Annotated in this window: 23 protein-coding genes; all 23 read right to left on the minus strand. The window is 56.8% G+C overall.

Annotated features, from left to right (window positions below; all coding sequences use genetic code 11):
* Positions 1 to 34: 34 nt before the first annotated feature.
* The 23 genes from ACQG0S_RS12460 to tssM all read right to left on the minus strand — a co-directional run bounded on the left by ACQG0S_RS12460 (position 35) and on the right by tssM (position 26,285).
* Positions 35 to 796: an ankyrin repeat domain-containing protein gene (locus ACQG0S_RS12460; protein ID WP_074142862.1), complete on the minus strand. Its 762-nt coding sequence runs from the start codon at positions 794 to 796 to the stop codon at positions 35 to 37.
* Complete coding sequence (locus ACQG0S_RS12465; RefSeq protein WP_023300317.1) at positions 793 to 2,259, minus strand: hypothetical protein; 1,467 nt, start codon at positions 2,257 to 2,259, stop codon at positions 793 to 795. Before ACQG0S_RS12465 ends, ACQG0S_RS12460 begins: the two co-directional genes overlap by 4 nt.
* Positions 2,260 to 2,284: 25 nt before the next feature.
* Positions 2,285 to 3,718 carry a serine/threonine protein kinase gene (locus ACQG0S_RS12470; RefSeq protein ID WP_048966898.1) on the minus strand — a complete coding sequence of 478 codons (1,434 nt, stop codon included), beginning with the start codon at positions 3,716 to 3,718 and terminating at the stop codon, positions 2,285 to 2,287.
* 24 nt (positions 3,719 to 3,742) lie between these two features.
* On the minus strand, positions 3,743 to 6,358 hold the full coding sequence (gene tssH / locus ACQG0S_RS12475; RefSeq protein ID WP_063138102.1) for a type VI secretion system ATPase TssH: 2,616 nt from the start codon (positions 6,356 to 6,358) through the stop codon (positions 3,743 to 3,745).
* 38 nt (positions 6,359 to 6,396) lie between these two features.
* Positions 6,397 to 7,440, minus strand: coding sequence for a type VI secretion system baseplate subunit TssG (gene tssG / locus ACQG0S_RS12480; protein WP_022648402.1), 1,044 nt, complete (start codon positions 7,438 to 7,440; stop codon positions 6,397 to 6,399).
* Positions 7,437 to 9,308 (minus strand): type VI secretion system baseplate subunit TssF, encoded by a 1,872-nt coding sequence (gene tssF / locus ACQG0S_RS12485; RefSeq protein ID WP_426750407.1) that lies wholly within the window; start codon positions 9,306 to 9,308, stop codon positions 7,437 to 7,439. The genes tssG and tssF overlap by 4 nt, the downstream gene beginning before the upstream one ends.
* A 2-nt stretch (positions 9,309 to 9,310) precedes the next feature.
* A complete protein-coding gene (tssE, locus tag ACQG0S_RS12490; protein WP_015570336.1) occupies positions 9,311 to 9,874 on the minus strand; it encodes a type VI secretion system baseplate subunit TssE in 564 nt (187 codons plus the stop codon).
* Positions 9,867 to 10,679, minus strand: coding sequence for a type VI secretion system accessory protein TagJ (locus ACQG0S_RS12495; RefSeq protein ID WP_048966900.1), 813 nt, complete (start codon positions 10,677 to 10,679; stop codon positions 9,867 to 9,869). The genes tssE and ACQG0S_RS12495 overlap by 8 nt, the downstream gene beginning before the upstream one ends.
* Positions 10,680 to 10,688: 9 nt before the next feature.
* Positions 10,689 to 11,675 (minus strand): hypothetical protein, encoded by a 987-nt coding sequence (locus ACQG0S_RS12500; RefSeq protein WP_022651409.1) that lies wholly within the window; start codon positions 11,673 to 11,675, stop codon positions 10,689 to 10,691.
* Positions 11,676 to 11,691: 16 nt separating this feature from the next.
* Positions 11,692 to 12,489, minus strand: coding sequence for a PP2C family protein-serine/threonine phosphatase (locus tag ACQG0S_RS12505; protein WP_003859969.1), 798 nt, complete (start codon positions 12,487 to 12,489; stop codon positions 11,692 to 11,694).
* On the minus strand, positions 12,486 to 14,261 hold the full coding sequence (tagH, locus tag ACQG0S_RS12510; protein WP_048966901.1) for a type VI secretion system-associated FHA domain protein TagH: 1,776 nt from the start codon (positions 14,259 to 14,261) through the stop codon (positions 12,486 to 12,488). The genes ACQG0S_RS12505 and tagH overlap by 4 nt, the downstream gene beginning before the upstream one ends.
* A 511-nt stretch (positions 14,262 to 14,772) precedes the next feature.
* On the minus strand, positions 14,773 to 15,762 hold the full coding sequence (locus ACQG0S_RS12515; RefSeq protein ID WP_426750410.1) for a hypothetical protein: 990 nt from the start codon (positions 15,760 to 15,762) through the stop codon (positions 14,773 to 14,775).
* Between the two features lie 47 nt (positions 15,763 to 15,809).
* The gene (locus ACQG0S_RS12520) at positions 15,810 to 16,163 is read right to left on the minus strand and encodes a T6SS amidase immunity protein Tai4 family protein (protein ID WP_038416232.1); all 354 of its coding nucleotides are present in this window, start codon (positions 16,161 to 16,163) and stop codon (positions 15,810 to 15,812) included.
* Entirely contained in the window at positions 16,160 to 16,642 is a 483-nt protein-coding gene (locus tag ACQG0S_RS12525; RefSeq protein WP_023300327.1) for a type VI secretion system amidase effector protein Tae4, read from the minus strand. The genes ACQG0S_RS12520 and ACQG0S_RS12525 overlap by 4 nt, the downstream gene beginning before the upstream one ends.
* Before the next feature lie 58 nt (positions 16,643 to 16,700).
* Positions 16,701 to 17,183, minus strand: a complete 483-nt coding sequence (locus ACQG0S_RS12530) for an Hcp family type VI secretion system effector (RefSeq protein WP_014884229.1) — start codon at positions 17,181 to 17,183, stop codon at positions 16,701 to 16,703.
* 180 nt (positions 17,184 to 17,363) lie between these two features.
* On the minus strand, positions 17,364 to 17,813 hold the full coding sequence (locus tag ACQG0S_RS12535) for a T6SS amidase immunity protein Tai4 family protein (RefSeq protein WP_080461274.1): 450 nt from the start codon (positions 17,811 to 17,813) through the stop codon (positions 17,364 to 17,366).
* Entirely contained in the window at positions 17,798 to 18,292 is a 495-nt protein-coding gene (locus tag ACQG0S_RS12540) for a T6SS effector amidase Tae4 family protein (protein ID WP_048965780.1), read from the minus strand. Before ACQG0S_RS12540 ends, ACQG0S_RS12535 begins: the two co-directional genes overlap by 16 nt.
* Positions 18,293 to 18,295: 3 nt before the next feature.
* On the minus strand, positions 18,296 to 18,721 hold the full coding sequence (locus ACQG0S_RS12545) for a Rap1a/Tai family immunity protein (RefSeq protein ID WP_074142863.1): 426 nt from the start codon (positions 18,719 to 18,721) through the stop codon (positions 18,296 to 18,298).
* 79 nt (positions 18,722 to 18,800) lie between these two features.
* A complete protein-coding gene (gene tssC / locus ACQG0S_RS12550) occupies positions 18,801 to 20,300 on the minus strand; it encodes a type VI secretion system contractile sheath large subunit (protein WP_006810956.1) in 1,500 nt (499 codons plus the stop codon).
* 3 nt (positions 20,301 to 20,303) lie between these two features.
* Entirely contained in the window at positions 20,304 to 20,828 is a 525-nt protein-coding gene (gene tssB / locus ACQG0S_RS12555) for a type VI secretion system contractile sheath small subunit (protein WP_022648413.1), read from the minus strand.
* 75 nt (positions 20,829 to 20,903) lie between these two features.
* Positions 20,904 to 21,920, minus strand: a complete 1,017-nt coding sequence (tssA, locus tag ACQG0S_RS12560) for a type VI secretion system protein TssA (protein WP_048965781.1) — start codon at positions 21,918 to 21,920, stop codon at positions 20,904 to 20,906.
* A gap of 11 nt (positions 21,921 to 21,931) precedes the next feature.
* Positions 21,932 to 22,648, minus strand: coding sequence for a type VI secretion system-associated protein TagF (tagF, locus tag ACQG0S_RS12565; RefSeq protein ID WP_006810959.1), 717 nt, complete (start codon positions 22,646 to 22,648; stop codon positions 21,932 to 21,934).
* A gap of 16 nt (positions 22,649 to 22,664) precedes the next feature.
* Complete coding sequence (tssM, locus tag ACQG0S_RS12570) at positions 22,665 to 26,285, minus strand: type VI secretion system membrane subunit TssM (RefSeq protein WP_023306458.1); 3,621 nt, start codon at positions 26,283 to 26,285, stop codon at positions 22,665 to 22,667.
* Positions 26,286 to 26,287: the final 2 nt, after the last annotated feature.

Genomic DNA, 26,287 nt, shown 5'->3' on the forward strand with positions numbered 1-26,287 from the left:
AACCTTATCTCTGGCGTTCATGGCCGTTAAGCAATTACTTAACGGGCTGAGGTGGCCATTCGCCCCCCTTCTGGATGAGCTTCTCTTTTATTTCGTTTAATTTCTCGTATTGCTCACTGCCTCGGTCAAGTCCATTCAGCGCGTCCGCGAGCGCATTGCTCATCGACCAGCCATTTTTGGCCTTAATTGACGAATCCGCTCCCCGATCGAGCAGCAACAAGACATGATCGTAAGCCTGGTTATCCAGCGCATCAAACACCAGCGTTTTACCCAGTGAGTTGGTTGAGTTGACGTCAGCACCGCGATCGAGCATGGCTTCCAGCGTCTCTGTATTTTTCGCTTTAAGCGACTGGAAGACGATCGGTTCGTGGAAAACCTTATCTTTCACGTTGGGTGAGAGGCCACCGTCCAACATCGCGTCGATCCAGTCCGCACTGTCTCCCTTTAGGGCAAATTCAGCAGGACTGCTTTTTCCCTGCGGTCGAGGCTGGAGCGGATCTGCGCCATCCTTAACTAGCAACGTAATCACCTTTAAATGGCTCGACGTTTTTTTATCATTAATTGCGTTGCCAAGGGCCCAGAAAAGCAGGGTCATATCCTGCTTTCCTGGTTGATTAAGGTCGCTGTCTGGCGCAAGCGTCTTCACCGCATCGACGTCGCCTTCCTCAATTGCTTTCGCCAGTTCAAGCTGCTGGCCGCTGAAGTAGTCCTGTGGATTAAGGTCCATATCCTGCTTACACCCCTGAATCATGAATAAAAAACATAACGCGACAAAAGCCATCAACCCTTTTTTCACAATCGACTCCCGATTATCGAAATATCCTCATCCTTCTGTTGCTCTATGCAATCAATCGCTTGATTAATTCCGTGGCGGTCCAGCGCGCTTCCGGTTCCACCGGGAAGATCATGGGGTATTCCGGCAGCATTAGGGCTCAGCGCAGAGATTTCCTCTTTGAGGATCCACGAAGGGACATGCCCTTTCATCGTTTTCAGATCTTCCCAGGGGTTAACTTCCTGAATCTTCGTCAGCAGTTCACCTTCAACCCGATACGCCTGGATATTATCCGTACTGCCTAATATCTTACCGCCGTATTTTTCTACGGTTCCGGCATTGAGGCCGGCGGCGTTAAACGTCCACCCCGCTTTCCCGCTGCCCATAGAGGTTGCAGAGGCGAGACCACCGCCAAGGGAATGACCGGCAATATCAATATTCTGCCCTGACCTTGCCAGCTCCTTACCGATACTCACGGCCTTTTTATAATAATCTGAAGCCATACCCATGCCCTGTGAGAAGTTATTCGACCAGTCAGCCCCGTTTACCACCGGCGCCAGTTCCCCTTTGGTCAGTAGAGAGGAGACATTCTCAGACAGAGAGGCGAAACCAGGCTCGCGCGATCCCCTGAATACCAGCGTGGGGTTCATATCTGCACCAAACACTTCCGGCTTCGGTTGATAGACGCGCGCCAGAAAATTGGGGGACGTATCATCGTCAAAGAGCATGGATTTGTTCAGCCCGAACTTTCCTAACAGCGCATCGTCATTACTGATATCTGTCCATCCCTCCGGCACGTCCGGTGTGGTTTCGAGCGGGTTCACGGTCTTATAAATATTTTCCGCAAGCTTCGCTTTTTCCACCGCGATATTATTCGCTGCCAGACGTTTTGCGGCGATCTGGGCATCCGGATAAAGGCTATTGCTCCCCTTCGCAATCAGATCCTTACGCGCCTGCCAGCGTTCTGCTTTGGTCATCTTCTGAAGCTGCCCGGCATAGGTTTTACCGTCCTTGCCGGGAGTAGGTTCATCCGGCACTTGTGCCGTTTTAGATTTCACTACCTGTTTTGGCAGTACCGTTGGCGCAGGGCGAGATCCGTACGTTCTCACCATGGTTTCGTAGCGGTCAACAATCGTACTCACCGGATACCAGCCCAGGCCGACCAGCGAGGCAGCCTGGAGTTGCCCTTTGGCGTTGATATAAAAAATTTCCGTTACTGATGACCAGTCACGAAAACTTTCGTCAATAGCAACCACTCTGCCCATCTCTAAATCCTGCGCGATCAGCGTGCGGGTATCGCGCCCGGACTGATAAGGATTCGCACCGGTGATCGTGCGCAGCAGATCGTAGCGCGTGAAGAGCGAGCGCAGCGAATGGTCAGGAACCGACATAATCCACTGTCCGGCAACGGACGGGCGGATTATTTTCGCAAACAGCGCTGGCGAGACGTTCTCGTGGAACAGATAGACAAACTTGATGTTATACATTCGCTCCGTCCTGTTACCCGCAGGCTTACGGATTCACCAGCCAGGTGCCTGGCTTCGCAATATCCAGCGTCTGGGTACGCGTTCTTCCATTGCCTTCCAGTTCAATGCGGGTCTCGCCTGCAGGCAGTTTCAGCGATGCGTAACCGTTATTCCCCGGACGCAGCGCTTTCGGCTCGCCGTTCACCTTCAGCGTCTCGCCATCAAGCATGCGGATATAGACCAGCGCGACCGGGCTGGCGTCGACAGGCGACGCACTCTGCTGCGCCGTAGCAGGTGGCGCTACCGGCTCGCTCACGTCGGCCGTTGCCGGTCTGGTTTCCGCTGCGGCGGAGTTTTCAGCCGGAGGGCTCACGGCAGGGGTTTGCGCCGTCTGCACTGGCGTTTCCTGGCTGCCGCCGCCGAACAGCATCGCACCGGCAACCACCCCAACCAGCACGCCCGCGGCCACCAGCCCCGGAAGCTTGTAACGTCGCCAGTCCAGCGCGGAAGCAGATGTCTCCTCTTCCACCGGCACCAGCATCGTGCCGGTCTTCTTCGCGGTCAGCACCTCGTCGATACCGGCGACGGGCATCTCGATCAGCGCCGCAAACTCTTCGATGGATTGCGGTCGGTCTTCCATATGCAGCGCCAGCGCCTTGTCGATGGCCTGAAGCAGCGGAATGGAATACCCCTGCGGCATCAGCTCAACCAGTGGTTTGCAGGTGTCCTGAATCGAACGCACCACGCTGACCGGTGGCGGAGAGCCGACGATGAGGGTGCGCAATACGGCGCCGAGCGCGTAGATATCCGTCCACGGCCCCTGCTCGCTTTCATTGTCGTCGGTATACTGCTCGATAGGCGCGAACCCCGGACGCAGCATGGTTTCCGTCTCATCCGAGAGATTACCGATGGTGCGGCGCGCCGATCCGAAATCGAGCAGCACCGGCAGGCCGTTATCCTGAATCTGAATGTTATCCAGCGAGATGTCGCGGTGCAGGTAGCCCTCATCGTGGATCGTTTTGATGGCGCCGAAGAGCATTGGCAGCATGCGGCGGATCCACGCCTCGTTAATCAGCTCCGGTTTCTCTTCGCGCAGACGCGACAGCGTGGTGCCACTGTAAAACAGCGTCCCCATATAGGCCGTGTCGTTTTGCACCCAGAAGCGCAGCACGTGCAGCAGGTTCGGGTGGTTAAAGCGCGCCAGCAGGCGGGCTTCCTGGATGAAGCTGTTCAGACCGGCAGAAAACGCTTTGCCGAAGCGCTCGCTGCGCAGCACCAGCGTCATATCCTCGCCGCGCACGGCGAGGGAGGAAGGCATAAACTCTTTGATAGCGATAGTGCGTTCGAGCTGGTGATCCCAGGCGCGATAGACGATGCCGAATCCGCCGCCGCCAATCACCTCTTTTATCTCAAACTCATTGAAACGGTACCCGACCGGGAGCGCGTTTGGGACAGTCCGATTGTTATCATTATCCGTCATCTTTTACAGTTCTCTTGATGATTATTACGCGGCAAACTGACAGTGGAACTCGCCCTGCTCGCAGGTGACATGCAGACGTCGGTACTGCTCGTCGCTGCGGCTGGCGGTAAGTAAAATCTGGCTCATCTGAGGCAGCAACGTATTGGTCAGAATCGCATCCACCATACGCCCGCCCGACTCAACCTCGGTACAGCGCTGAACAATCTGTTCGACCACGCTGTCGTCAAATTCAGAAATAATATTGTGATTCTCTTCCAGACGACGCTGAATGCGCCTGAGCTGAAGACGCACAATCTGCCCCAACATCTCGTCGCTCAGAGGGTAATACGGCACCACCAGCAAGCGGCCCAGCAGCGCAGGTGGGAACACCTCCAGCAGCGGCTGGCGCAGGGCGCCGCTTAACGCGTCAGGATCCGGCATCAGTTCCGGGTCGGCACACATGGCTGCGATCAGCTCGGTACCGACATTAGAGGTCAGAATAATAATGGTGTTACGGAAATCAATGTGACGCCCTTCGCCGTCCTCCATCCAGCCCTTGTCGAAGACCTGGAAGAAGATCTCGTGCACGTCCGGGTGCGCTTTTTCAATTTCGTCCAGCAGCACCACGCTGTAGGGACGGCGGCGCACGGCCTCGGTTAAGACGCCGCCTTCACCATAGCCCACATAGCCCGGAGGCGCACCTTTTAACGTCGAAACGGTGTGCGCTTCCTGGAATTCACTCATGTTGATGGTAATGACGTTCTGCTCGCCGCCGTAAAGCGACTCCGCCAGCGCCAGCGCGGTTTCGGTTTTGCCCACGCCGGACGGCCCGCAGAGCATAAATACGCCGACCGGTTTGTTCGGATCGTCAAGCTTCGCCCGCGAGGTTTTTACCCGACGGGCAATCAGATCCAGACCGTGACGCTGACCAATAACCCGCTGGTTCAGCGTATCAGCCAGGTTCAGCACCGCGTCGATCTCATTTTTCACCATCCGGCCCAGCGGGATCCCGGTCCAGTCCGAAACCACCGCAGCCACCACGTTTTCATCGACCGCGGCAAACAGCAGCGGTTCGTCACCCTGTAAGGTCTTCAGCGCCTGCTGCTGTTCTGTCAGCTGGCCGCGCAGTTCAGCCGTATCCTCATCACTCGCCGCAAACAGTGCGGCACGCAGACGGATAATTTCCTGCACCCGCGTGCGCTCTTCTTCCCAGCGACGAGCCAGGGCCTCGCGTTGGGTTTCGAACGCGTCACGTTCGGCGCTTAATGTCGCCACGCGCGCCGGATCGCCCGCCCCCACGCGCGCTTCACGTTCGGCAATCTCCAGCTCCACGTCCAGGGCCGCCAGATGACGCAGGCAGTCTTCCAGCTGGGCAGGCGGCGCGCTCTGGCTGACGGCCACGCGCGCGCAGGCGGTATCCAGCAGCGCCACCGCTTTATCCGGCAGCTGACGCGCAGGAATATAGCGATGCGACAGTTTCACCGCCGCGCTGACCGCTTCGTCGAGGAGTAAAACCTGATGATGAGTTTCCAGCGGCGACACGGTGCTGCGCAGCATCAATACAGCTTTCGCTTCATCCGGCTCGTGAACCTGTACGGTCTGGAAACGGCGGGTCAGCGCCGGATCTTTCTCAATGTATTTTTTGTATTCCGCCCAGGTGGTCGCGCCGATGGTGCGCAGTTGCCCACGCGCCAGGGCAGGCTTGAGCAGGTTAGCGGCATCACCGGTACCCTGCTGGCCGCCAGCGCCAATCAGGGTGTGGATCTCATCGATAAACAGAATAATCGGCGTGGCGCTGGACTGCACCTCGTTAATCAGCGCCTGGAGGCGCGCCTCAAATTCCCCTTTCATGCCCGCTCCGGCCTGAAGCATGCCGATATCCAGCAGCCACAGCTGAACGTTTTGCAGCGGCTCAGGCACGTCGCCGTCAGCGATACGCAGCGCCAGCCCTTCCACCACCGCCGTTTTCCCGACGCCAGCTTCCCCGGTCAGCAGGGGGTTGTTCTGGCGACGACGCATCAGAATATCGACCATCTGGCGGATCTCTTCATCGCGCCCCACCACCGGGTCAATTTTCCCATCCCGGGCGCGCGCCGTCAGATCCTGACCATACTGCGCCAGCGTGCCCTGCGCAGCCGGTACTGCCCCGGCAGCTGCGTCCGCAGCGGCGGCGGCCTGCTGGCTCTCTTTGCTGCTGGCGCAAATAGCGTCGAACTGCTCGATCAGCACCTCGACGTTAAGACGGGTGAACTGCGCCGAAATACTTTTCAGCACGTTAGCCAGATTCCACGTTTTCAGTATGCCGATCAACAAATGGCCGCCGCGGATGCGGCTGACGCCAAACTTCAGCGAGCCGTAGACCCAGGCGCGCTCGACGGCGCTGTCGATATGCTCGGAAAGGTCAGAGACGGAACTTGCGCCACGCGGCAGGGCATCCAGCGCCGCCACGATATCGCGCGTCAGCTGCTGTTCATCAAGGGCGAAGTGACGGATGACCTGTTGCAGATCGCCATCCTGCTGCTGCATCAGCTGATGCAGCCAGTGCACCAGCTCAACGTACGGGTTGCCGCGCAGCTTACAGAAGGCAGTCGCGCTTTCCAGAGAGGTAAATAACAGCGTATCCAGTTTGCCGAAAAGCACGGCACGGCTAATTTCTGACATGTTAGTTTCCATTAACAATGATTCGGTATACGGAAGGATTATCGCTCTGCGCGATACACCAGATCGCCACGCGGAACAGGCTGAGGCTGAAGGCCCAGCCAGGTGTTGTACCCTAATCGCCCGGCGCTGCCGAGCGTGGTGCCCTGCACCGCATCGGCGCGCAGGATCACCCGTGTTTCCCATTCAAATTCCACCCCGGCGTACTGTCGCACCCAGTCGCGCAGCTCGGTGACCCACCCTTCACCCGGCAGAAAACGGTTGTATTCGTCTGCGCTCAACGGGCCAATCTCAAGACGAAATTTATGCTGCACGTCGCGTACCGCAATGCCGAGAAAAGCGGACTCCCCCATGCGCGGCAGGCGACGCCCCTCACCCAGCTGTGCCTGCTCCCGCGTTGAGAGCGGCATCCACTGCGGTACATTGGCCACCAACCTGACCGGAATGTTGAAATAGTTGCGCAGGATCTTCTCCAGCCCTTCCGGGTCCCGCCCATGGCGGGTCAGGTGACCGGCGTGAGTAAAGCGGGCATGCGGGCTCAGGCTGCCTTTCGACATCTGGCCGGGCTGACCCATGCCAATCAGCGATGCAAGATACCCTTCGAAGCGCCTGTTGTCGTCGCGATCCAGTGAAACGGCAGGCTGCGCGTCCGCCCAGGCGCGGTAAAACAGCAGCGTCAGGCGGTGGTGAAAGAGGTCGGCAAACGCGCTGAGGCTGTGATCCTGATGATGATGAATACGCTCGCGGGCATACTCGGTCATGTGCACCGGCAGTGGGCCGTTAGGACCAAACAGGCCGAAGCTCAGAATGGAAACCTCATGCAGTCCGTTCTCTTCCCGCTGCCGGACCTCGGCAACCGTTGACGGCGCAAACCCCATTGAAGGCTGCTGACCAATACGCAGCGGCTCAAATTTAGGCAGCGGCGCGCGCCCCAGCGGGTAACGTTCTCCGCCCTGGGCATCAATACGTCTTAACAGCTGAAACAGATCGTAGCGCCACGGCGTCTCGCGCACTCCGCGCCAGAACGCATCGGGCAGCGGCGTCAGGCGATGCACGCGCAGCGTTGCAGGGGCAACTTCACTCATACCAGCGCCCTTTTACCCATGCGCGGCGCCCAGTAGCCAATTTCGCCGCGCTGCTGGCTCTTGAGCGTGAACTCCGTAAAGCTGTTGATGGAGACCAGGCGGGCAAAAAGGCGTTCCAGCACGCTGCCGAAAAGCCACGGGCTGGCACCGGAAAAGGCGCGTTCGTCCACCGTCAGGGTGATGCCGATCCCGCGGGCGAACACCACCGGGCCGGGTTCCGGCACGCGGCGGTGCACCGGCTCCAGCACGCAGTGACGAACGCCATCCACCTGACGGGCAACCGGCGTCTCGGCGAGGTTAGCGTACAGCCCTAACAGCTGACGCAGCGCGGCAGCGCCCTCTTCGTTTTCGCTGTCCATCAGGCTGAGGTAGTTCATTTGCAGCTGGCTGATGAGCCGCCAGGTACTGAACCCTTCCGCCAGCGCCGGACGCGGCGGCGTCGGGCCTTTACGCAGGGTTAACGCCTCCACCGGCATGGAGTCGGCCATAATAAACTGCCCAAGCTCCTGCTGGAGCATCAGCGGCAGGTCGCGGCTGGTACACAGCACCTCGGCGGAAATGTAGCGCAAATTCTCCTGCCACGGCGCGTGCTGCGCATCCACCAGCGAGACGAAGACCTCCGAGCCGATATAGCCCGTACGGGTGCCGTAGCGCAGCGCGTGTTCAGAGAGGACGCGCTGTTCACGGCGCAAGGAAAAATAGGCGCCGTAGTTGCCCGCGTCTCCGCTCCAGGTACTCCAGAACGGACGAAACGTCTGGTCGTCCCGCTGACCATCCGCGCTGGCATAGATTTTTTTCACAGCATAAATTTCATAATCCAGCGGGCGGATGTTATCCACCACCAGATGGTATTCATGCTGGCTTTCGCTCAGCTTCTGCCGGGCCGCCACTTTCGGGAACAGGTTGATCACCGGGGTACAGTGCAGCGCCATGTGGCTGGCATCCACCACGCGCTCCAGCTGATCGTCGCTCTTGTCGAGCAGAATGAAGATATCAAACGCTTTTTCGTCTTCGCAGCGCTGGATCAGCTTGCCCAGCCCGCTCAGGCTGATGAAGCGAAAACGCGCCGGGAACGCAAAGTACTCCTGCAACAGGCGATAGCCGTCGAAGTTACGCAGATCGTCCGGGAGCAGCGCTTGATCCGCATCAAAGCCTTCCTGACGCAGGGCGTCAGACGACAGCAGCTGGCGCTGGGGCTGCTTGCTGACCGTCTGGCAGACAATACCCGCGTGGTGCTCCATCACCAGCTCCAGCAGCTTCAGCGCCTCGATGTCCGGGCCGCTTAAGAAGAACTCCAGGCGGTCAAAATCCAGGTGCCCAAGATGCTGCGGGCCATCGCAGGCAATGCGGATCCGTAAGGCGCTGCTGATCCCCCGCTGGCTCAGGCCGAGCTGGGCCAGCGGCAGATCGGCGGGAACGCCGCCCAGCTCGATCCGCTCAATTTTTAACGGCAGCAGGTTGACCTCGTGCGCCGTGGTATAGCTGCACGTAACGCCGGTTTTTTTCAGCGCCAGGCTGTCCATCATGGTGCCGCGCGGCACAATAAAGCCTTTGCTCAGGTCGCCCCGGCTGCTGTCGGGCTGAATCTCAGCGATCGCCATCGACGGCGTAGGCGCCAGGTAATTTGGCGCAATCATCTCCAGCATACGCTGTGAAAAGCGTGGAAATTCGGCGTCCATTTTCATCTGCACGCGGGAGGTCAGGAAGGCGAAACCTTCCATCAGGCGCTCAATGTACGGATCCGCCACTTCGATGCCGCGCATGCCGAGCCGCCCCGCCACTTTTGGGTAGCGTTCGGCGAACTCCGCGCCCATCTCGCGCAGATAGGCCAGTTCACGGTTGTAATATTCGAGTAGTTTGCTTTCCATAATTACCCCGCATCCTTCAGTTCAAAATGGCCGTTCTCAAGATCGACGTCGGTGCGAAAGAGAAACTCCAGCGGATACGGTACGCACCACAGGCGGCCTTTGATTTCGATAGACAGCACGTTGTGCAGATCTAATGAGGAGGTATCGGACACGCAGCGAACCTGAAGCCCCTGCGGCAGGATCCGCGGTTCAAAGTTAATAATCGCTTCGGTGAGCTTGCGCTGAATGTCGTGCCATTCGATATCGGACATTCTTTTCCCCGCCAGCGGCGCGACGCCAAAGTTAACGACAGAACGGCTCACCTGCGTCAGACCACTCAGATCGCTGGAGGCATCGTGGTTAATGGTGTTAAACAACCACTGTAAATCCCGCAGGACGTTACGACGCAGCGCGGCGTGGGTAATCAGATTACTGTTGGCGGACTCGCGTTTTTTTTCCGGATCGTTATCCGTCAGGCGATCCAGCAGTGACGGCTGCATTTTGTCGCGCGCCCCCACTTTCTCCTGCCTGCTGCGGGCCTGCCAGCCGCTGCGCAGCAGATCGCCTTCGCCAGCGGGATTACTCATCCGCGCCATCCGCGGCGAACGTCACCAGGCTCAGGGTGAGCAGCGGGCTTTCGCTTAGCTCACTCAGCCAGGCTTTCTGCCCCATGCCTTCATACAGGGTGCCGTCATCGTCGAGTGGAAGCCACTCGGTGGTGCGCCCCAGCTTAACGCTGTCTGGCGCTCCGTCAGCAAACGGATAACGCGCCGGGATCTGACACACCTGCTCGGTGCCGTCTGTGAGGCGGACCAGAGCATGACGCCACACCAGATCGGTCACGCTGGCCGGAGCCTGAAAACGGATCGTGTCGATGGCGCAGAACGGCACCCAGAAATAGCGGCCGTTGACCAGGGTTTCACACACCGGCCCCAGACGGGCATCGCCGTCCATCAGCCATTCAAAGGTGTGGCTCTCTTCATTCTCCAGCGTGACCTGCCCGCGGCTTGCCGGGGCCTGTTCGAGTGCCGCCAGGCGCAGCGTTTGCGCATGCCCTGCGCTTTCGGTCAGCGCCTGGGCTAACGTGGTCAGCCACGGCCACTGCGCCTCGGGCATTGCCGGTCGTACCTCTCCCGCGAACACGCGCGCCCGCTGCTGTTCACCCTGAATGGCCTGCTCCAGCAGCGTTACGGTTGGTTTTGCCTGCGGCTTCAGCGCCAGCCAGCTTTTCAGCTGGGTCAGGGCGCGCGCCCAGTTGCCGCTGAGGATCAGAAACTGCACAAACGCGGCGCGCAGATCGGCATCCGCCGGACGAGCTTTGATTTCGGCTTCCAGGCGAAGCAGCGCGTCGCTAATCGACTCACCCGCCAGACGTTGATAAAGCGTATTCATAGCCCCTCCTTAATTCGCCGCGCGCCAGGCGCCCACAGCCGGATCGCGTAGCTGCGGACGCAGCGTGTCAATCAGAACAACATTCAGCTCCGCGCCCGGTGCAACCCATGCGCTCCAGATCTTCTTCACCTCTGCGATACGCGCCTGGAGTCTGGCGTCGTCGCTGGCGATCTCACGGGTGATTTCCACCGCCACCGTGCCGTTGCTCTTCCAGCCGTTCAGGGTGCTGTCGTACGGCAGGATCATCCAGCTCTGATCGCTGTTCGGGGTGCTGAAGACCATGCGCTCTTTGTTGACGGAGGTAATCAGCGCCTTTTCAGGATCGACCGCGTTGTTCAGTCCCATCACCGGGAAGCCGTGAATGTAGGTGACCGGAATCGCTTTCTGCGTCCCGTTACGATTCTGCGTCACCACGGTGTGGCCGCTGAGCCAGCTGCCGTTGCCGCAGCGAGTGGTGTCGGAATCGGGAATAAACAGCGCTGGCGCGGAGGAACCGCCCTCCCAGAAGGTGCGCAGGTGGCAACCGTCCTGAAGGGTGAACTCCTGCCATGGCGTACGATCTGCCGCCACGGTGTGCGTCTCCGGATTCTGGTCAGGCGGTAGCAGCGCGCCTGAGGTGGTGGTCGTTGCCGCCGCCGTTTCCTGCTGTTTCACCACCAGCGCCCAGTCCTGCGCTTTAGCCGCTGTGCCCCGGGCAAGCGTCGTGCCTTCCGGATCGTTAAGCGTCCAGTTCAGGGTATTCAGTTTGCTACACTGGTGCTCCAGCAGCGAGCCAAGGCGCGGCACGAAGTTTTCCAGCACCGAAACCTCTTTCTTGCCGTTCGCCACGATACGCAGCGCCACGTCCGCCTTACACCAGCTTTGCGGCGTATTGTCTTTAATGTTGTCGATCCAGATATCCAGCTTCTGCGCAGGAGACTGCACGATGCGGAAGTTTTCAGCCTGTGCGGTGGTCGCCACCGTCAGAAGAGCCAAACCCGATAGCCAAAGTTTCATATCAATCCTTGTGTGTCTAATCAGTTCCGCAGGGAAGAAATTGTGCTGCGTCAGAGAGCGTATGCAGCAAAGTGGTGTCCTGAGGGTTGCCCATCCACACCGCCACGGCGGTATAGTTATCCTGAGCATTGCCCTCCTGTTCAGCATTCTTTTGAATGATTTGGTTCATCAAGGTCAGCCACTCTTGTGGCGTATTGACCATGTGCAGCGACTGCTTCATCTGCTCTTCGCTGACGCCGTGCCAGAAACCGTCGGTGCAGAGTAAAAACGCATCACCGTCTTCAACCTGCACGACATCGCTGTAGCTCGCTTCCGGTCCGCCATTCTCAATACCCAGCGCCAGATACAGGAGGTTGCTGTTGAGATCGTCGGTCTGATGCCCGGCATCTTTCATCTGCTGCACCAGGCTGTGGTCGGTGGTGACGTGCCACAGCCAGCCGCGGCGAAACAGGTACAGGCGGCTGTCTCCGGCGTGCGCCCAGTAAGCCAGACGGTAATCCCTGTCGATAAACAGGCTGACCAGCGTGGTACCCATCCGGCGATAGTCCTGCACCGCCTGTTGTTCGCTGAGGATGGTACGGTTCGCCGTTTGGACGTAGTCACGAATATGCTGCGCATTCAGGTGCTTGTCGCCATCAAAGCGGGAAATAATGCTATTGCGGGCCAGCTCAGCGGCCACCTCGCCGCCCGGCAGGCCCGCAATGCCGTCGCAGACGACAAAGCAGGCTGAACGTTCCCCGATGGTTTCTCCCGTCTGATCCTGGTTGCTGGCGCGCGTCCCCTGGCGGGAGAGAGAAGCCGTTGCGATATTCATTTTTCTTCGGATCCGCTTTGTGAGTCTTTGTACTGATTGACCTCCATGTCATAGGCATGGAGGAAGGCTTCGCCAAACAGGGTATGGAAGTCGTCCTCGATCTCGCCCGCCGTCTCGCCATAGCTGCGAACGAAATAATCCCACAGCGCGGCTTTACGGCTGCCCGGCAGCGCCAGGCGTGACGTCATTCCGTTCTGTTTCGCCTGCTCTTCCAGCTGTTCCGGGTTAAAGGATTGCAGCATGGCGGCGATAATGGCGCGGATACCGGAGATCATCCCCAGCTGGTGCGCCTGCAGATCGATCAGCGCATCACGCACCGATTTGGTCGGCGGCATAAAGCCCGGCATCGGCGTGCCGAACATCTGGATCAGGACCGTTTTACCGGTTGGCAGCAGCTTGAACGGGTTGTTGGCATCGTCAAGCACCATGGTCATATCGGCCTTCACCCCGCGCTTGAGAATGGAGCGCGAGGAGAGCAGCGCCACGGTTCCCTGCGAGAACATGCCCAGGATCTGCCCCAGCTGACGCATATTTTCCCGGTCAAACTGCGGCACCGGCTGCATTTCGCTCAGGCCCATGCCCTCCAGCAGCGCCTCCAGCAGTTCGCCCTGAAGCACCTCGCCCCGCTCGCCGGTCTGCGCGGAGGCAGCAGGCGATGCAGCGTTTTTAACCGGGTCGATACGCAGGCGGCCTTTCGGCGCCTGCGCGTTGCTGCGCGCCACGGCCTGCGGCGTTGGCATGGTGAAGCCAGCGTAATCGGGACGCGCGGGCTCTTCTTCCGCGCGCGGCGCGTCCTGTGGTTCAGTCGGTTCCGGATCGAACAGCGGTGAACTGGCCAGCGCATCCTCTTCCTGTGCGGCTTGCGCTTCAGGCTTTGGCTCCGGCTTATCAGCCACGATTTCATCCGGATGGGTTAACGGCGCGCCGCCCATCAGGCCGAGAGGGTCATCGTGACGCGCGGCAGGCGCGCTCGCCGACCCGCCAAACAGGGCTAACGGATCGAGTTCATCCGACGCCTCTTCCTTTGGCTGGGCAGGTTTGCTTTCGTCCGGCTGTACCAGCGTTGAAGGGGTGACATCGTCAAAGATGCTCTCCTGTTTAAACAACGCTTCATCGCTGAACAGCGTGTCCGGGTCCACGTTTTTACGTTCAAGCGACGGATCGGCATCGTTGAACATCGCCAGCGGGTCTTCGGCATTCCGCTCCGGGGCCGCAGGCTGGGAGAACGGGTCGTGGGAGGCCGCGGGCTGTGGCTTTGCCCGATTGCTGGAGATGCTGTCGGAGATGGAGAACTCCTGCATCAGGCTGTCCCAGATTTCCGACGGCACGGCCGTAGGTTCAGCTTTTCCGCGAGGCGCGGCGCTGGCCGGTTTCGGTTGTGCCGCCGGAGCAGGTGTCGCCGCTGGGCGCGCCTGCTGCATGCTGGCCGCCATGCGGCTTACGGGCTGGGTGTCATGAATGAGTTCGCTGACTTCAATGCGATAATCATCAATACCGAGAATATCCCCATCCTGAAGCTCAACCTGACGCCCACGCTCCAGCGGAATATCATTCAATACCACGCGGGTGACGCTGCCACGGTTCGTGACGCGACATTCGCCGCTGGCGTCGACATGAACGATGGCCTGCAAACGTGAGATAGTGCGGTCATTGTCCGGCAGCACCAGATTGTTATCCGTACCGCGCCCAATGGTGCCGCCCGGGGCATAAAAATCACAGCTGCTTTGCGGCGGCTGATGACCGGGTTTCGTAGAAATAATCGTGAATCGCATGGCGTATTCCTGCTGGTATGATTAGCGCTCAAACGCTGCCGCTCTCGGGGATGAGAACGGCGGGGTTTAGGGGTTAATTCAGAAAGGCATCATTTAAATTTCAGAGTAGGATTACATATTATTAACGATGGAAAGAATTAACAGCACTAAAAATATAATAGTGGCAATAATGATTTTTCTTCTGTACGACTTAACCCATGATAACTCAAAGGCAGACAAAATTTCATTGCACGACTGTGGCTCAAGCCAACGACACTCAGTGAGTCTCACACGCTTACCCTGTAAGATCCGTGATAAAATTGTGGTGAGAAAACCAAACCCCCAGAATCCAAGATTTTGCCAGGTTTGATAATCTTCTTTTTTGAGCAACTGTTGATTTGTGAATATCGAATATATTTGGTTAACCTGGCGATGTTTTTTTCGATAGTCTATATAAAATGAAATAACCAGGATTATAAAGGCAGCAAAAAGACATATAATAACAGCAGAGTAAATATTATTAAAAATCACTTTATTCTCCGCTAAAAATTAAGTTATTGAGCTGTTCTCCTGCAAACCCACCGATTTGTGTTCCACCCGCAGCCCCGACTGCACCAACCACTAAACCACAGATGAGTGTTCCTGTCCCCGCTGTGGGTACACCTAATGCAAGACAAATGGGAGCCGCCAGGGATGAGCCTAATGCAGCACCAGCGACACCACCTCCAAATTTGCTATATTCAGTCACTGCAACCCTGCTGCACTCATTTTCTCTTCCAGTGGTGCAGGCATGATAAACTTCGTTAGACGTGTTCACAAAAGAAAAACCTAAAGCAACCCATCCGCCTGCTTTCAGATAAGAGGTGATTTTGGCAGTTCTGTCAATATATGTTGAGTAACCTGGGATTGCGCCAATCCCAACAGTACTCCATTCATGGACAATTGATTTCGTGGAAAGCCCTAATGCTCTCTTAAGATCCGCATAATCTTTAAACTTAAGCTGTTTTTTAGTTATTTTATTTAACAAGGGTTTCAATTGTGCGAAAAGCGCATTGCGCTCAGCATAAAACTGTTGGCCGAAAAGCGCACCTTGTGTTCTGTACTGATTTTGATAGGTAGCTTCAATTTTAATTAAAATATTTTCTATTTGCTTAAAATATGACTCACCAGCACCACTCACACCACCGACGATTGTATCGCCCCAGCCTGTTATGGCTTTTATATTATCATAATTATTTTTCAAAAATTCAGCAGTGACCACGTCCAAAGTCGCAAGCGCGTTGGTTACCTTCTTTTTCGCAATGGCTAAACTATTAATCTGCTGTGTTTGATTATCGCTACGTGGATCAGCGACAATTAATATTTGTCCAGGCTTGAGCCACGCAGTGTCTTTATTCAATTGCATAAAATACTCGGATTTTTCATTGCGCACATTGCCAAATAGCTGTTTTGCCTGAAAATCCAGAGTGCCGGGTTGCTGAACAATACAGTAACCTGGAGCAACGTTTGACGGACTTGCCATGGAAACTCCTTGTATTCTTTTTTAATTTTTTAGCTTTTGCAGAAGATTTATTTTTGCACACTGAGTTGGCGAATCGCATCGCTATGGGAAATTAGGCTGCACTTTAAAACCTCATAGTTTACCGGTGCTGTACCACCTAGCTTCTGTTTCAGTAAGGTGTTAATAACCTCGTCGGCCTTTTCGAAATTCTCGGCAGGCAGGTTACTGGCTTCCAGCCATGCTGCGGCGCTTGCCTTTGCATCATTTTTCAGTGTCGTACTATCCGCAATCTTTCCGATACAGCGATTTTGCACCCAGTTTTCAAAAATCTGTTGCTGAGAAAAGGTATTAACGTCCGGCAGAGTTTGGGCGAAGGTATATGAGGTATTCAACGCCAGCACGAAAGCGAGTAAATGTTTCATTTCAGGCTCCAGAGCGTAGCGCTGCCAGGAATAAACGAACCATTACCGGGAGAACCCAGAAAATGGCAATCATCGGAGCAAATATTCCCATTCCAGAGCGTGACATGTCCAGTGGCATCGCTCCAGCCATGACCGGTAAAGATGATAATGCCTTGCTTACCTGCAAATTGGCCTGGTGTTGGAGACGTCACCGTCAGATCTGCATTACCCAGTACAGTTGGCAGAAAAGCAATCATATCCTTTACGCGATACATGTAACGTTTTTTATCACTCCCCGTAACCGTCGCATATCTACTGTTGGCGGGAATTGGAACGCCACAATAATTTAAAACGTAGCTCATACGAATGGGGCATGCATTCTGAAAAATTCCGGCTTCGATATTGTGCTGGACTTTTCCACCCAATAATTTACCCACCGTCTCGACATTGACATTAACCTCTCTGAATCTGTTCCAGGCGGCACCAAAAGCAGGACGCATAAGTATTTTCCCTTTTAAAAAGCACAGGATAAAGTGAGCCCTTTCGGGCCCACTCCTGTTATGCTTCTTTGTTTTCTTTGATGTTCCAGCCAGCGCTGCTTTCAGCACCTTTACCACCGGCAGTGGTCTGCTCCCAGTACTGCTGTTTCACTTTCGCAGCCTGGAATGCATAGGTCACGCCAACGGTATCGCCGTTGTCGGCACCGGTGTACTGAACGGAAGTCACGAGAACGTCTTCCAGGGTGATGCGGGTATATTCAACCTGCTGACCACCCGCTTTGCAGACGGACAGTTCAACTTTGGTCAGGTGCTTACCGCTTGCGCAGTGTTTCAGGATTGCTGTAGTGGATTTGTCGATCAGAGCGTTAACGTGCAGATCGTTAAAGTTAACCTTACCGGCACCGCCGCCGCCACCAACGCTCATATTACCCGGCTGGGACGCGCCCCAGGAGAAGGAGGTAATATCAGTCCAGCCGGTGTGGTTAGAATCTTTAGATTCGCCCGTAACACCCTCGACCTTCAGAAACATATCAATAGCCATAATATCTACTCTTCGTGGATGAACAATATTGCTTTCGAAAAAGCCCTTATATGGCAAACAGGAAAGCATGGGGCTGAATAAAACCGTCCATATTTTACCTCTGCCTCATATCAAACGACCCGTGTCATTTGATAGTCTTACATTCCCCCTGAATGAACGGAAAGAATGTGAAGTCTTTTACTACGGCGGATTATCCTGAATCCAGGTACGATCAGGATCGCCAATGATGAGCTGCGGAACCAGTTTATTCAGTTCGTCGCTATGATAAAGACGTAGACAATTTAAGGTTACGCCTTTTACATCAGGTTTGCGCTCCGAGTGGAAACCATTAATTTGGTTTTTATACTTCCCAATAATGGCGTTAACTTTGTCAGTACCGTTTTCAGCATCAAACGGCATCCACTCAATAAATGCACTCGCACTGCGGGCCGCATCAGCAGAAAATTGACTGCCTTTATCTGCAACCTGCGCAAGGCAGCGCGCCAGGACCAAATCTTTTACCACCTGCCGGTATGTTTGCTGCTGATAAAAATCAACGTAAGGGTTGTCACTGCGAGCAGAAAAAGATAAGCAAGTGAACAAAAGTAATGCGGTCTTTAGAAACCTGAATATAATTATTTTAATTCCCAAAACCAGATTTCCTGACAGTACGGAAAGCAATCGGAGTTACATATAAACGAATTATTACTCAGAGGCTCGATAAGGTCGATATGACCACCCCCATACCCATCAATTTTATTGAAGAAAACAACACCTTTTCGGCCCAACATTGAGCGTGCACCAGCCTCGCGGTCTTTAAAGATTTCTGCCTTGCCAAACACATGGGATTTAAAAAGCTGATCGGCAAGTAATTTTGCGCCAGGCTCGATTGTTTTTCCCTTATAGGGACCGGTCTTTATGGGTAAACGCCCTGTAAATTCAACATTGCATTTTAACAATGCCAGGCTCATTCTTACCGCACAGGTATTTTCGTATGCCGGTTGTTGCTTGATAATCGTCGAATAATCGTAGCCAATTTCTGAAAAAACCTGTTCACCCGAGGCAAAACCCGCGCGTGTGTGATTTGAAGAGTGATGCTGACGTTTAAGTTGTTCGTATAATGGTCTCATCTGTCACTCTCCTTTTTTGCACGGGCGTAATTCTTTCATGCCGTCAATGATGATTTTTGAAGCGCGCTCCTCGCCTTTCTGTTTCGATAAGTCCGCAAAACGAGAATAGAGAAACTCATGTATTGTATTTGGCAAAAAAGGCCTGCCCTTGCACCATGCAGTGCCCTCAGACGCGTCGACTACGCCGAGAAGATACATATTTGCCTTAATGCGTTCACGTTCATTCGTTTTCGACAGCCAGGCTTTAGCAAAACGCTCTGCACTCAGATTTAAATCGTACCCTGTTAACAGCGTCGGATCGCGTTGGAAGTTTGATGTGTCATCCTGAGGCAATGCTTCCGCTTGAGGGTATTTGTAATTTCCTGCGTCCGCGCTTGCGAGAGTAGAAACTGCCAGCAAACTGGTCGCGATCAAAAGTATATGTTTCACCGGCTATCCTTATTCACTGACAGAAACAAGCTAAGCTCTTCCGCTCGAATTGCCGGCCCCTTCGGGCCGGCAATCATCATTACGCGTCCTTCGTCTTCAGCGACGGCAGTTTAGATACCAGACGCAGGGAAACGGTCAGGCCTTCCAGCTGGTAGTGCGGACGCAGGAAGAACTTCGCGGCGTAGTAGCCCGGGTTGTCTTCAATTTCCTGCACCTGCACTTCCGCAGCCGCCAGCGGTTTGCGGGACTTAGTTTCCTGGGAGGAGTTAGCCGGGTCGCCATCCACGTAGTTCATCACCCAGTCGTTCAGCCAGCGTTCCATCTCTTCGCGCTCGCGGAAGGAGCCGATTTTGTCGCGCACGATGCACTTCAGGTAGTGAGCAAAACGACAGCAGGCAAACAGGTAAGGCAGACGGGAGGCCAGGCGCGCGTTAGCGGTGGCATCCGGGTCGTGGTACTCGGCCGGTTTTTGCAGGGACTGCGCGCCGATGAAGGCGGCGAAGTCGGAGTTTTTGCGGTGAACCAGCGGCATAAAGCCGTTTTTCGCCAGCTCGGCTTCACGACGATCGCTGATGGCGATCTCGGTCGGGCATTTCATGTCCACGCCGCCGTCATCGCTCGGGAAGGTGTGGCACGGCAGGTTTTCCACCGCCCCGCCGGACTCCACGCCGCGAATCGAGGTGCACCAGCCGTACTCTTTGAAGGAACGGTTAATGTTGGCGGCCATCGCGTAAGCCGCGTTCGCCCAGGAGTAGCTGTTGTGGTTCGCGCCGTCGGTCTGCTCTTCAAAGTCAAAGCTGTCGACCGGATTGGTGCGAATGCCGTACGGCAGACGCGACAGGAAGCGCGGCATGACCAGGCCCAGATAACGGGCATCTTCCGATTCACGCAGTGAACGCCAGGCGGCGTATTCGGTGTTCTGAAAGATTTTTGTCAGGTCGCGCGGGTTAGCCAGCTCCTGCCAGGACTCCATCTGCATCACGCCCGGCGCGGTGCCGGTAATGAACGGACAGTGGGCCGCAGAGCCGATGCGCGCCATCTCGCCCAGCAGCTCAACGTCCTGCGGGCTGTGGTCGAAGTAGTAGTCGCCTACGATGCAGCCAAACGGCTCGCCACCGAACTGGCCGTACTCCTGCTCGTAGATTTTTTTGAAGATCGGGCTCTGGTCCCAGCCCACGCCCTTGTAGCGCTTCAGGGTGCGGCCCAGCTCCTGCTTGGAGATGCTCATAAAGCGGATCTTCAGCATCTCGTCGGTTTCGGTGTTGTTCACCAGATAGCTCAGCCCGCGCCAGGCGCTCTCCAGCTTCTGGAACTCCTCGTGGTGAATGATCTGGTTCACCTGCTGTGAAAGCTGCTCGTCAATACCGGCAATCAGGTTCTGAATGGTGCGGTAGGTATCGTTTGAGAAGGTCACGGTGTTTTCCAGCGCCTGCTGCGCCAGGGTTTTTACCGCGCTTTCTACGGCAGAGCGCGCCTGATCGGTTTTCGGGCGGAACTCTTTATTCAGCAGCGCGCTGAACTCGTCCTGGCTGAAGGCCTGGCCCGCCTGCTGATCGTGTTGTTGAGTCTGGTTGCTCATCGATTATTCCTCGCTACCTTTCGCACTTTCGTCATTTTTTGGCATCTGGCTCAGGGATTTGAGCAGCGTCGGATCCTGAAGGATTTTTGCAATCAGCTCTTCCGCGCCGTTTTTGCCGTCCATGTAGGTCAGCAGGTTAGAGAGCTGGGTGCGCGCTTCCAGCAGCTTGTTCAGCGGCTCTACTTTGCGGGCTACCGCGTCCGGCAGGAAGTCGTCCATACTGTCAAAGGTCAGATCGACGTTGAGCTTACCTTCGCCGGTCAGGGTGTTATCCACCTGGAACGCCACGCGCGGCTTCAGCGCCTTCATGCGTTCGTCGAAGTTGTCGATGTCGATTTCAAGGAACTTACGCTCGTCGACGGCTGGCAGGTTTTCCACCGGCTTGCCAACCAGATCGGCCATAACGCCCATCACAAACGGCAGCTGAATTTTGCGTTCTGCGCCGTAGATCTCTACGTCATATTCGATCTGCACGCGGGGAGCACGGTTGCGTGCGATGAATTTCTGTCCACTGTTACTCATTGCCATGATGTTCTCCATCAAAGATGCGCGGTGAAGGTGAAACGGCAGACTCCATGCCTGTCGTCATAATGCCAGGACGCGTCATTCGCGGCGTCCAAAGATGTTTTCCAGTTGGTTAACGCCGTCTGGCGCCAGGTCGCGAATAATGTCCATAAAGTTGAGTTCAGACAGCCGCTGCACCCGTTCAATCATCAGCGGTGCGGGGTGGCTGGGTTCGTACTTCGCAAAATACTGTTTCGCTTTTTCCAGCATCAGCTGCGCGTCGGCGCGGCTGGTCACCTGCACGCTGCGCCAGTCCGTCACCTGCTGAACGGGCGACGCGGTCACCGGCTGCGGCTCGGCGTGCTGCTCAGCCTGCGCGTCACGGTTCGGCAGCAACTTGCTGATATCGGTCACCTGACAGGCGCTCGAAACTTGCCCGACGGTTTTCAGCAGCTGTTCCATCTCCGGTACGCCACTTTCCCCGAGATAGCCGGTAAGCAGTTCACGGATGGCGAGCAGGCGTTCGTTGATCACGATTACCGCTTCGGTGCCTGGCTGATCGCCCCGGGCCAGCTCATCGATCAGTCGTGGACGACCGCCCGGATAATCCGGACACTCTGTTTTACTGCCATCAAGCAGCGCCTGGGCGTCACGGAGCGAAATCTCATCGCCGTTAGAGCGGAGCAGTGAGGCGTTACGCACCGCGACCGTCAGGTCAGATTTATCGCTCAGCCCGGCGAGGGCGTTAATGCGGTAGAACGGATCGGTTTCGCCATACTCTTCCAGCAGCGGGTAAAGTTGCTCCCAGTAACGGGACAGGGCTTCCTGCACCAGCAGTAGCCCGTCGGCGTAACCTGCCAGCCCGCGACGACGCGTCCAGGCATGGGTTAACGCCAGCATGACGCGAAGATCTTTGGTGCGGCCCAGCAGGCTGGTGGCGAGTCTTTCCACCGTGTTCCAGTCGGCAGGCTCTGCCGGAATGATGGTGTCGCCAAACTGCTGTTCGGCTTTGCCCTGACTGGCCTGCCCCATGGCCTGGAAATCAGCGTCGTACTCCAGGTTTTCACCGCAGGGGTTATCGGGGCTTATCGGCGCGAGAAATTCATCGATATTCATAAGATCCCTGCTTATTCAAACATAGGCGGGTAAAGACCGTGGCGGCCCGGACGGGCGCCGCCTGCCGGATCGAACAACAGCGTAAAGAGCTGCCCGGTGAAGTTTCCGCTGTGGACGTGGGTGTAAAGCGGATAGCCGTCGCAGCGGTTTGTCCACCAGTAGCTGGTCTGGCGCAGCGGATCAAAACACTCCGCCGCCTGCGGCCAGCCCAGCGTGCTCTGACCCTCGTCGTCATAGCCAATCACGTCGAGAATGTCGGAACGCTTTTGCGGCTCAACCGGCTGGGGCGCCGGGATGGTCATCAGCATTTCATCCAGCTGGGAGGCAGAATAGCTGTTACGCACCGCGTGCAGCCCCAGACGGCCAAGCTGCTGGTACCAGCTTTCAGCCTGCCCGAGCAGACGGGATGACCACTCGGCCGGGGTGAAGCTCAGTTGCAGGCATACCGGATAGTGACGGCCTACGCTGTCACGGCCCGGTAGCAGGCAGCCCATCTGAATCATCTGGCTACCGAGCATCGGCGGGACGACAAAGTTCCACACCGGGGCTTTAGAAAACGGGCGCTCGCCGCTGCGCTGCTCTTCCTGTTGCCAGGCCAGCAGGCCGACCTGAAACCAGTGCGACCACTGGCGTTGCAGGGTATCCGGAAAGCGACGCTGCAAAAAATCTCCGGCGCTGGGTAATTTGCCATACCAGCTATAACGGTTCATCGCAGGGGTATTCGTCATACGGCTGTCCTTGCGGTTATGGGCATGAGAAACGGGGAAGCTGGAACGGGTTACGGATGCTGTTCGGGGCAAACTCCAGCGTGACCTGATGTCCGTCGACGTTGAAGGTCGCCTGACGACTCAGGCTACCCGCGCCAGGACTGGTGCGCGCCTTGTCGAAAAAGCGGTTGAGCGCCCAGGAACCGTTGGTCACCAGCGTTGCGGTGCTGCCATTGGCAAGACCGAGCTGCATACGCACCTGGTTCGTCCCGCCCGGCCCCGGCCAGGTCATGATCTGCACCGCCTGCGGACCGTGGCTGTAGCGCAGCAGTTGGCCGTCCACGTCCAGCGTCAGGTTCAGAATGGTATTGTCCATACGCACGGTGCGCACCGTCACCTTGAAGGATGGCGTGGTCGCGCCGTTTGCGAAGAAGGCATCGCGGACAGACTGCGCCTGCTGGAACGGACGCAGCAGCCCTTCACTGCCCGGAAGCGTTTTACCGTCGATGCCCGGCATAAAGCGCCAGTTCGCCTGGGTGGTGTCCACCTTGTTGGTCAGGTTGTCGCGGAAAAAGGTGTCCATCAGTCCGGTGCCCGGCGCGAACATGCGGGCGAGATCGTCCGGCGTCACCTCGGTGCTGGCGCTGCGCACCAGCGGATAACGCCCGGCAATCGCCTGACGGCAGAACCCACCCACTTCCACGTTAATGCGCTTACGCACGTTCTCCAGATCGCGACGCTGAGTGTCGCTGCTGGCGCCGACGGCCATATTGCTGAACATGGTTTGCAGCCCGCCCGGCAGACGTCCCGCGCTGGCTTGCAGGCGGCTAATTGCATCGCCGCCCGGCGCAGGCATACCGCTGTTTGCTGCATCCTGAACGGCAGTCAGGTAGCGATAAAGCTCGTCAACCTGCTTGAGAAAATCATCAAAGACGATGGTCTTACCGCCCTTCTCCAGCGGCTGCGCCAGCTCAATCATCGGCGCATAGTGGTCGGTCACCAGTTGCTCAGGCGCCTGCGTCACAACCGCGCCCTGCGTCGGGGCATTGTCACCGTTGCTGAACAGCGCTTCCAGCGTGCGGGTGGCGCGGTTGCTTTGGTCTTCCGCTTTCTGCGCATCTTCCGGCGCAGGCGCAGTGCGCGACAGGGTCAGCACCTTGCTCAGGTTAAGTACCAGACGGCGCAGCGGCGAATTGGTGCCTGAAAGCAGGCGCGCGGTGTTGATACGCTGGGAAAGATCGGCGCTGTTGTTGAGCTGAATATCAGCGAGAAAGCGATCCCAGTTAACGATAAAGTCGCGCATGTAGAGCTGACGCACGGCGTTGTCGATCTGCTGTTTATCTTCCTGGGCAGTGGTCGCTCCCAGTACCCAGGCATCGTCCTCGTGCAGGGCGGTGGTCACGCTGTCGATCTGGTCGTTGAAGCTTTTCCAGTAGCCGTCCGGCGTGTAGAGGCCCGGTACGCCCTCACTAACCGGCTTGCCGCTTTTGCGCGAAAACACCAGTTCGCTCTGCGGGCCGCCGAGATCAGAAAGCGAAACCGGCTTCAGGTTCTCATCATGCTCCAGCAGACGTTTCAGGCGCCCATATACGCGTGTTGAGAGCGGCTGCTGGTTGATCAGCGCCCTCTCGCGGGCCACCAGATCCTCATCCTGCGCATACGGTGAAGCCTGAATTTTTGGCTCCAGCAGCTGCGTCAGGTGCCATTCCAGCTCCTGAAGCTGCGCCTGCGTCACGTTCTGCGGCAGGTTGCGTTGCAGGTTGAGCATCACCCACGAGTGCAGGAATTTACCGTCATAATGCTTAGGCTGGTAGAGCATCTGATAGGCTTTCAGCGCCTCATAGCTGTACTCCACGTCGCTGCCGTTGTCGTTGCGCAGCCAGGTGGTAATGTGCATCGCCACGGCAGGCAGCAGCATCTGATCCAGCGCCTTCTGATACAGAGACTGCGAGGCATCGCTGACGTCATCCCCGCGATAAAGCCCCATGCGGCGGGAAACCGGCGGGTTGTTAACGTCGAAGGCATCGCTTTTCGGCAAATCCACCAGGCTGTTAAGCAGCGGCAGAAGCGCAAACAGATCTCGCTGGGGCTGGTTTTGCAGCGCCTTGCTCTGCTGCTCCAGCATCGGCACTTTTGCATCTACCTCTTCCAGATAAGCTTTATTTTTGGCGTAGCTGGTCAGCCACAGACCACCCAGGATCACCAGCAGGGCCAGCAGCGCCGCGTAGCCGGACCACATCACGGCGCGGTTGCGCAGCTCCCACCAGCGGTTTTCCCCGGCGATGCCCGCTTCCTGGAAAATCACGTTTTGCAGCAGATTTTTAATGAAGAAGCTTTGGCCCTTCGCGCCCGGGATCGGCGCCTCTTTGCTTACCGAATCCCAGCGCGTGCTTTCCTCCCCTTCAGGTAAGGAGAGCGCGCGGTTCAGCTCGCCCATCACGCGGTCAAACGGCATCCCTTCCTGGGTGCCGCTGGCAAAGTAGATGCCGCGCGGCGAAAATTCGGTTTCGAAGTTTGAGCGGGCAAAGACCGTGCTCAGGTAGTCTGCCAGCAGCGGACGCAGCGCGGCGAACTCCTGCGGGAAGAGATAGGCTTCCGCACGGGTTTTGGCGTCATGCTCTTTAAGCATGGTTTCCGGCAGGCCAGCATCCAGACGCTGTTGCAGCAGGGAAAATTCCTGCTGGAAGTTGCCCATCAGGTCGTAATCGGCGTGTTTGGTCTGCTCCCACGGCAGCGTAAAGCCCCAGATCTGATCGCGCTGGGCTTTGTCGTAATCCGCAAACCAGGCGCGGAAGCCTTTAAGCAGATCCGCTTTGGTCACCATCACATACACCGGGAAGCGAATACCCAGCTGTTCATGCAGCTCGGAGAGACGCTGGCGCAGGTTGACCGCCTGCTGGCGGGAGGCCTCAGCGGACTGCGAAAGCAGGTCGGAAATGCTGATGGTGATAATCACGCCGTTGATGGGCTGGCGACGGCGGTATTTACGCAGCAGGTTGATAAATTCCAGCCACTCCCCGGCGTCCTGAACCTGCTCGCTCTCCTGAGTGGTGTAGCGCCCCGCGGTATCCAGCAGAACCGCCTCGTTGGTAAACCACCAGTCACAGTTGCGCGTGCCGCCAATGCCGCGCAGCGCGGTTTTACCGAAGCGGTCCGCCAGTGGGAATTGCAGCCCGGAGTTGGCCAGCGCGGTGGTTTTACCTGAACCCGGCGCGCCAATAATGACGTACCACGGCAGCTGATAGAGGTACTGCGTACTGAAGCGCTGCGTCCACTGCGCGCCATGTCCCGCTTTGCTGAAGTGGGCTTTTTTCAGCATCTGGGCGGCTTCATCGAAACGCCCGGCAAGGATCTGCTCCTCGCTGTTCAGACGTTTCTGCGGATCGGCCGCCTCCGGGCTGGTGGTATTTTCGTTAAGCTTGTCCATCAGCTTACGGTTCAGCCAGGCGTTATACAGCCGCGGCAGAATGTGGCTCTGAGCCCAAATCAGGTAGACCACCGCAATGCTGATGACGCGGTTCTGCTCTGATTCAAGGGGCCGGGTGTCCACGATGGACAACAGCGGGCCAATCATCCAGATGACCGCCGCGAGTGCCGTTACGCCCAGGAAGCTCCACAGAATGCGATTGGTCAGTATAGAAAGTAGAGTAGTCAGCATCC

It is taken from the genome of Enterobacter cloacae complex sp. 418I7, assembly GCF_050030705.1.
Lineage (GTDB): Bacteria > Pseudomonadota > Gammaproteobacteria > Enterobacterales > Enterobacteriaceae > Enterobacter > Enterobacter intestinihominis.

What these genes read in the sequence shown, in the direction of transcription:
- ACQG0S_RS12465 (WP_023300317.1), bottom strand. Translation starts at nt 2,259, where the DNA reads ATGTATAACATCAAGTTTGTCTATCTGTTCCACGAGAACGTCTCGCCA.
- ACQG0S_RS12470 (WP_048966898.1), bottom strand. Translation starts at nt 3,718, where the DNA reads ATGACGGATAATGATAACAATCGGACTGTCCCAAACGCGCTCCCGGTC.
- tssH (WP_063138102.1), bottom strand. Translation starts at nt 6,358, where the DNA reads ATGTCAGAAATTAGCCGTGCCGTGCTTTTCGGCAAACTGGATACGCTG.
- tssG (WP_022648402.1), bottom strand. Translation starts at nt 7,440, where the DNA reads ATGAGTGAAGTTGCCCCTGCAACGCTGCGCGTGCATCGCCTGACGCCG.
- tssF (WP_426750407.1), bottom strand. Translation starts at nt 9,308, where the DNA reads ATGGAAAGCAAACTACTCGAATATTACAACCGTGAACTGGCCTATCTG.
- tssE (WP_015570336.1), bottom strand. Translation starts at nt 9,874, where the DNA reads ATGAGTAATCCCGCTGGCGAAGGCGATCTGCTGCGCAGCGGCTGGCAG.
- ACQG0S_RS12495 (WP_048966900.1), bottom strand. Translation starts at nt 10,679, where the DNA reads ATGAATACGCTTTATCAACGTCTGGCGGGTGAGTCGATTAGCGACGCG.
- ACQG0S_RS12500 (WP_022651409.1), bottom strand. Translation starts at nt 11,675, where the DNA reads ATGAAACTTTGGCTATCGGGTTTGGCTCTTCTGACGGTGGCGACCACC.
- ACQG0S_RS12505 (WP_003859969.1), bottom strand. Translation starts at nt 12,489, where the DNA reads ATGAATATCGCAACGGCTTCTCTCTCCCGCCAGGGGACGCGCGCCAGC.
- tagH (WP_048966901.1), bottom strand. Translation starts at nt 14,261, where the DNA reads ATGCGATTCACGATTATTTCTACGAAACCCGGTCATCAGCCGCCGCAA.
- ACQG0S_RS12515 (WP_426750410.1), bottom strand. Translation starts at nt 15,762, where the DNA reads ATGGCAAGTCCGTCAAACGTTGCTCCAGGTTACTGTATTGTTCAGCAA.
- ACQG0S_RS12520 (WP_038416232.1), bottom strand. Translation starts at nt 16,163, where the DNA reads ATGAAACATTTACTCGCTTTCGTGCTGGCGTTGAATACCTCATATACC.
- ACQG0S_RS12525 (WP_023300327.1), bottom strand. Translation starts at nt 16,642, where the DNA reads ATGCGTCCTGCTTTTGGTGCCGCCTGGAACAGATTCAGAGAGGTTAAT.
- ACQG0S_RS12530 (WP_014884229.1), bottom strand. Translation starts at nt 17,183, where the DNA reads ATGGCTATTGATATGTTTCTGAAGGTCGAGGGTGTTACGGGCGAATCT.
- ACQG0S_RS12540 (WP_048965780.1), bottom strand. Translation starts at nt 18,292, where the DNA reads ATGAGACCATTATACGAACAACTTAAACGTCAGCATCACTCTTCAAAT.
- tssC (WP_006810956.1), bottom strand. Translation starts at nt 20,300, where the DNA reads ATGAGCAACCAGACTCAACAACACGATCAGCAGGCGGGCCAGGCCTTC.
- tssB (WP_022648413.1), bottom strand. Translation starts at nt 20,828, where the DNA reads ATGGCAATGAGTAACAGTGGACAGAAATTCATCGCACGCAACCGTGCT.
- tssA (WP_048965781.1), bottom strand. Translation starts at nt 21,920, where the DNA reads ATGAATATCGATGAATTTCTCGCGCCGATAAGCCCCGATAACCCCTGC.
- tagF (WP_006810959.1), bottom strand. Translation starts at nt 22,648, where the DNA reads ATGACGAATACCCCTGCGATGAACCGTTATAGCTGGTATGGCAAATTA.
- tssM (WP_023306458.1), bottom strand. Translation starts at nt 26,285, where the DNA reads ATGCTGACTACTCTACTTTCTATACTGACCAATCGCATTCTGTGGAGC.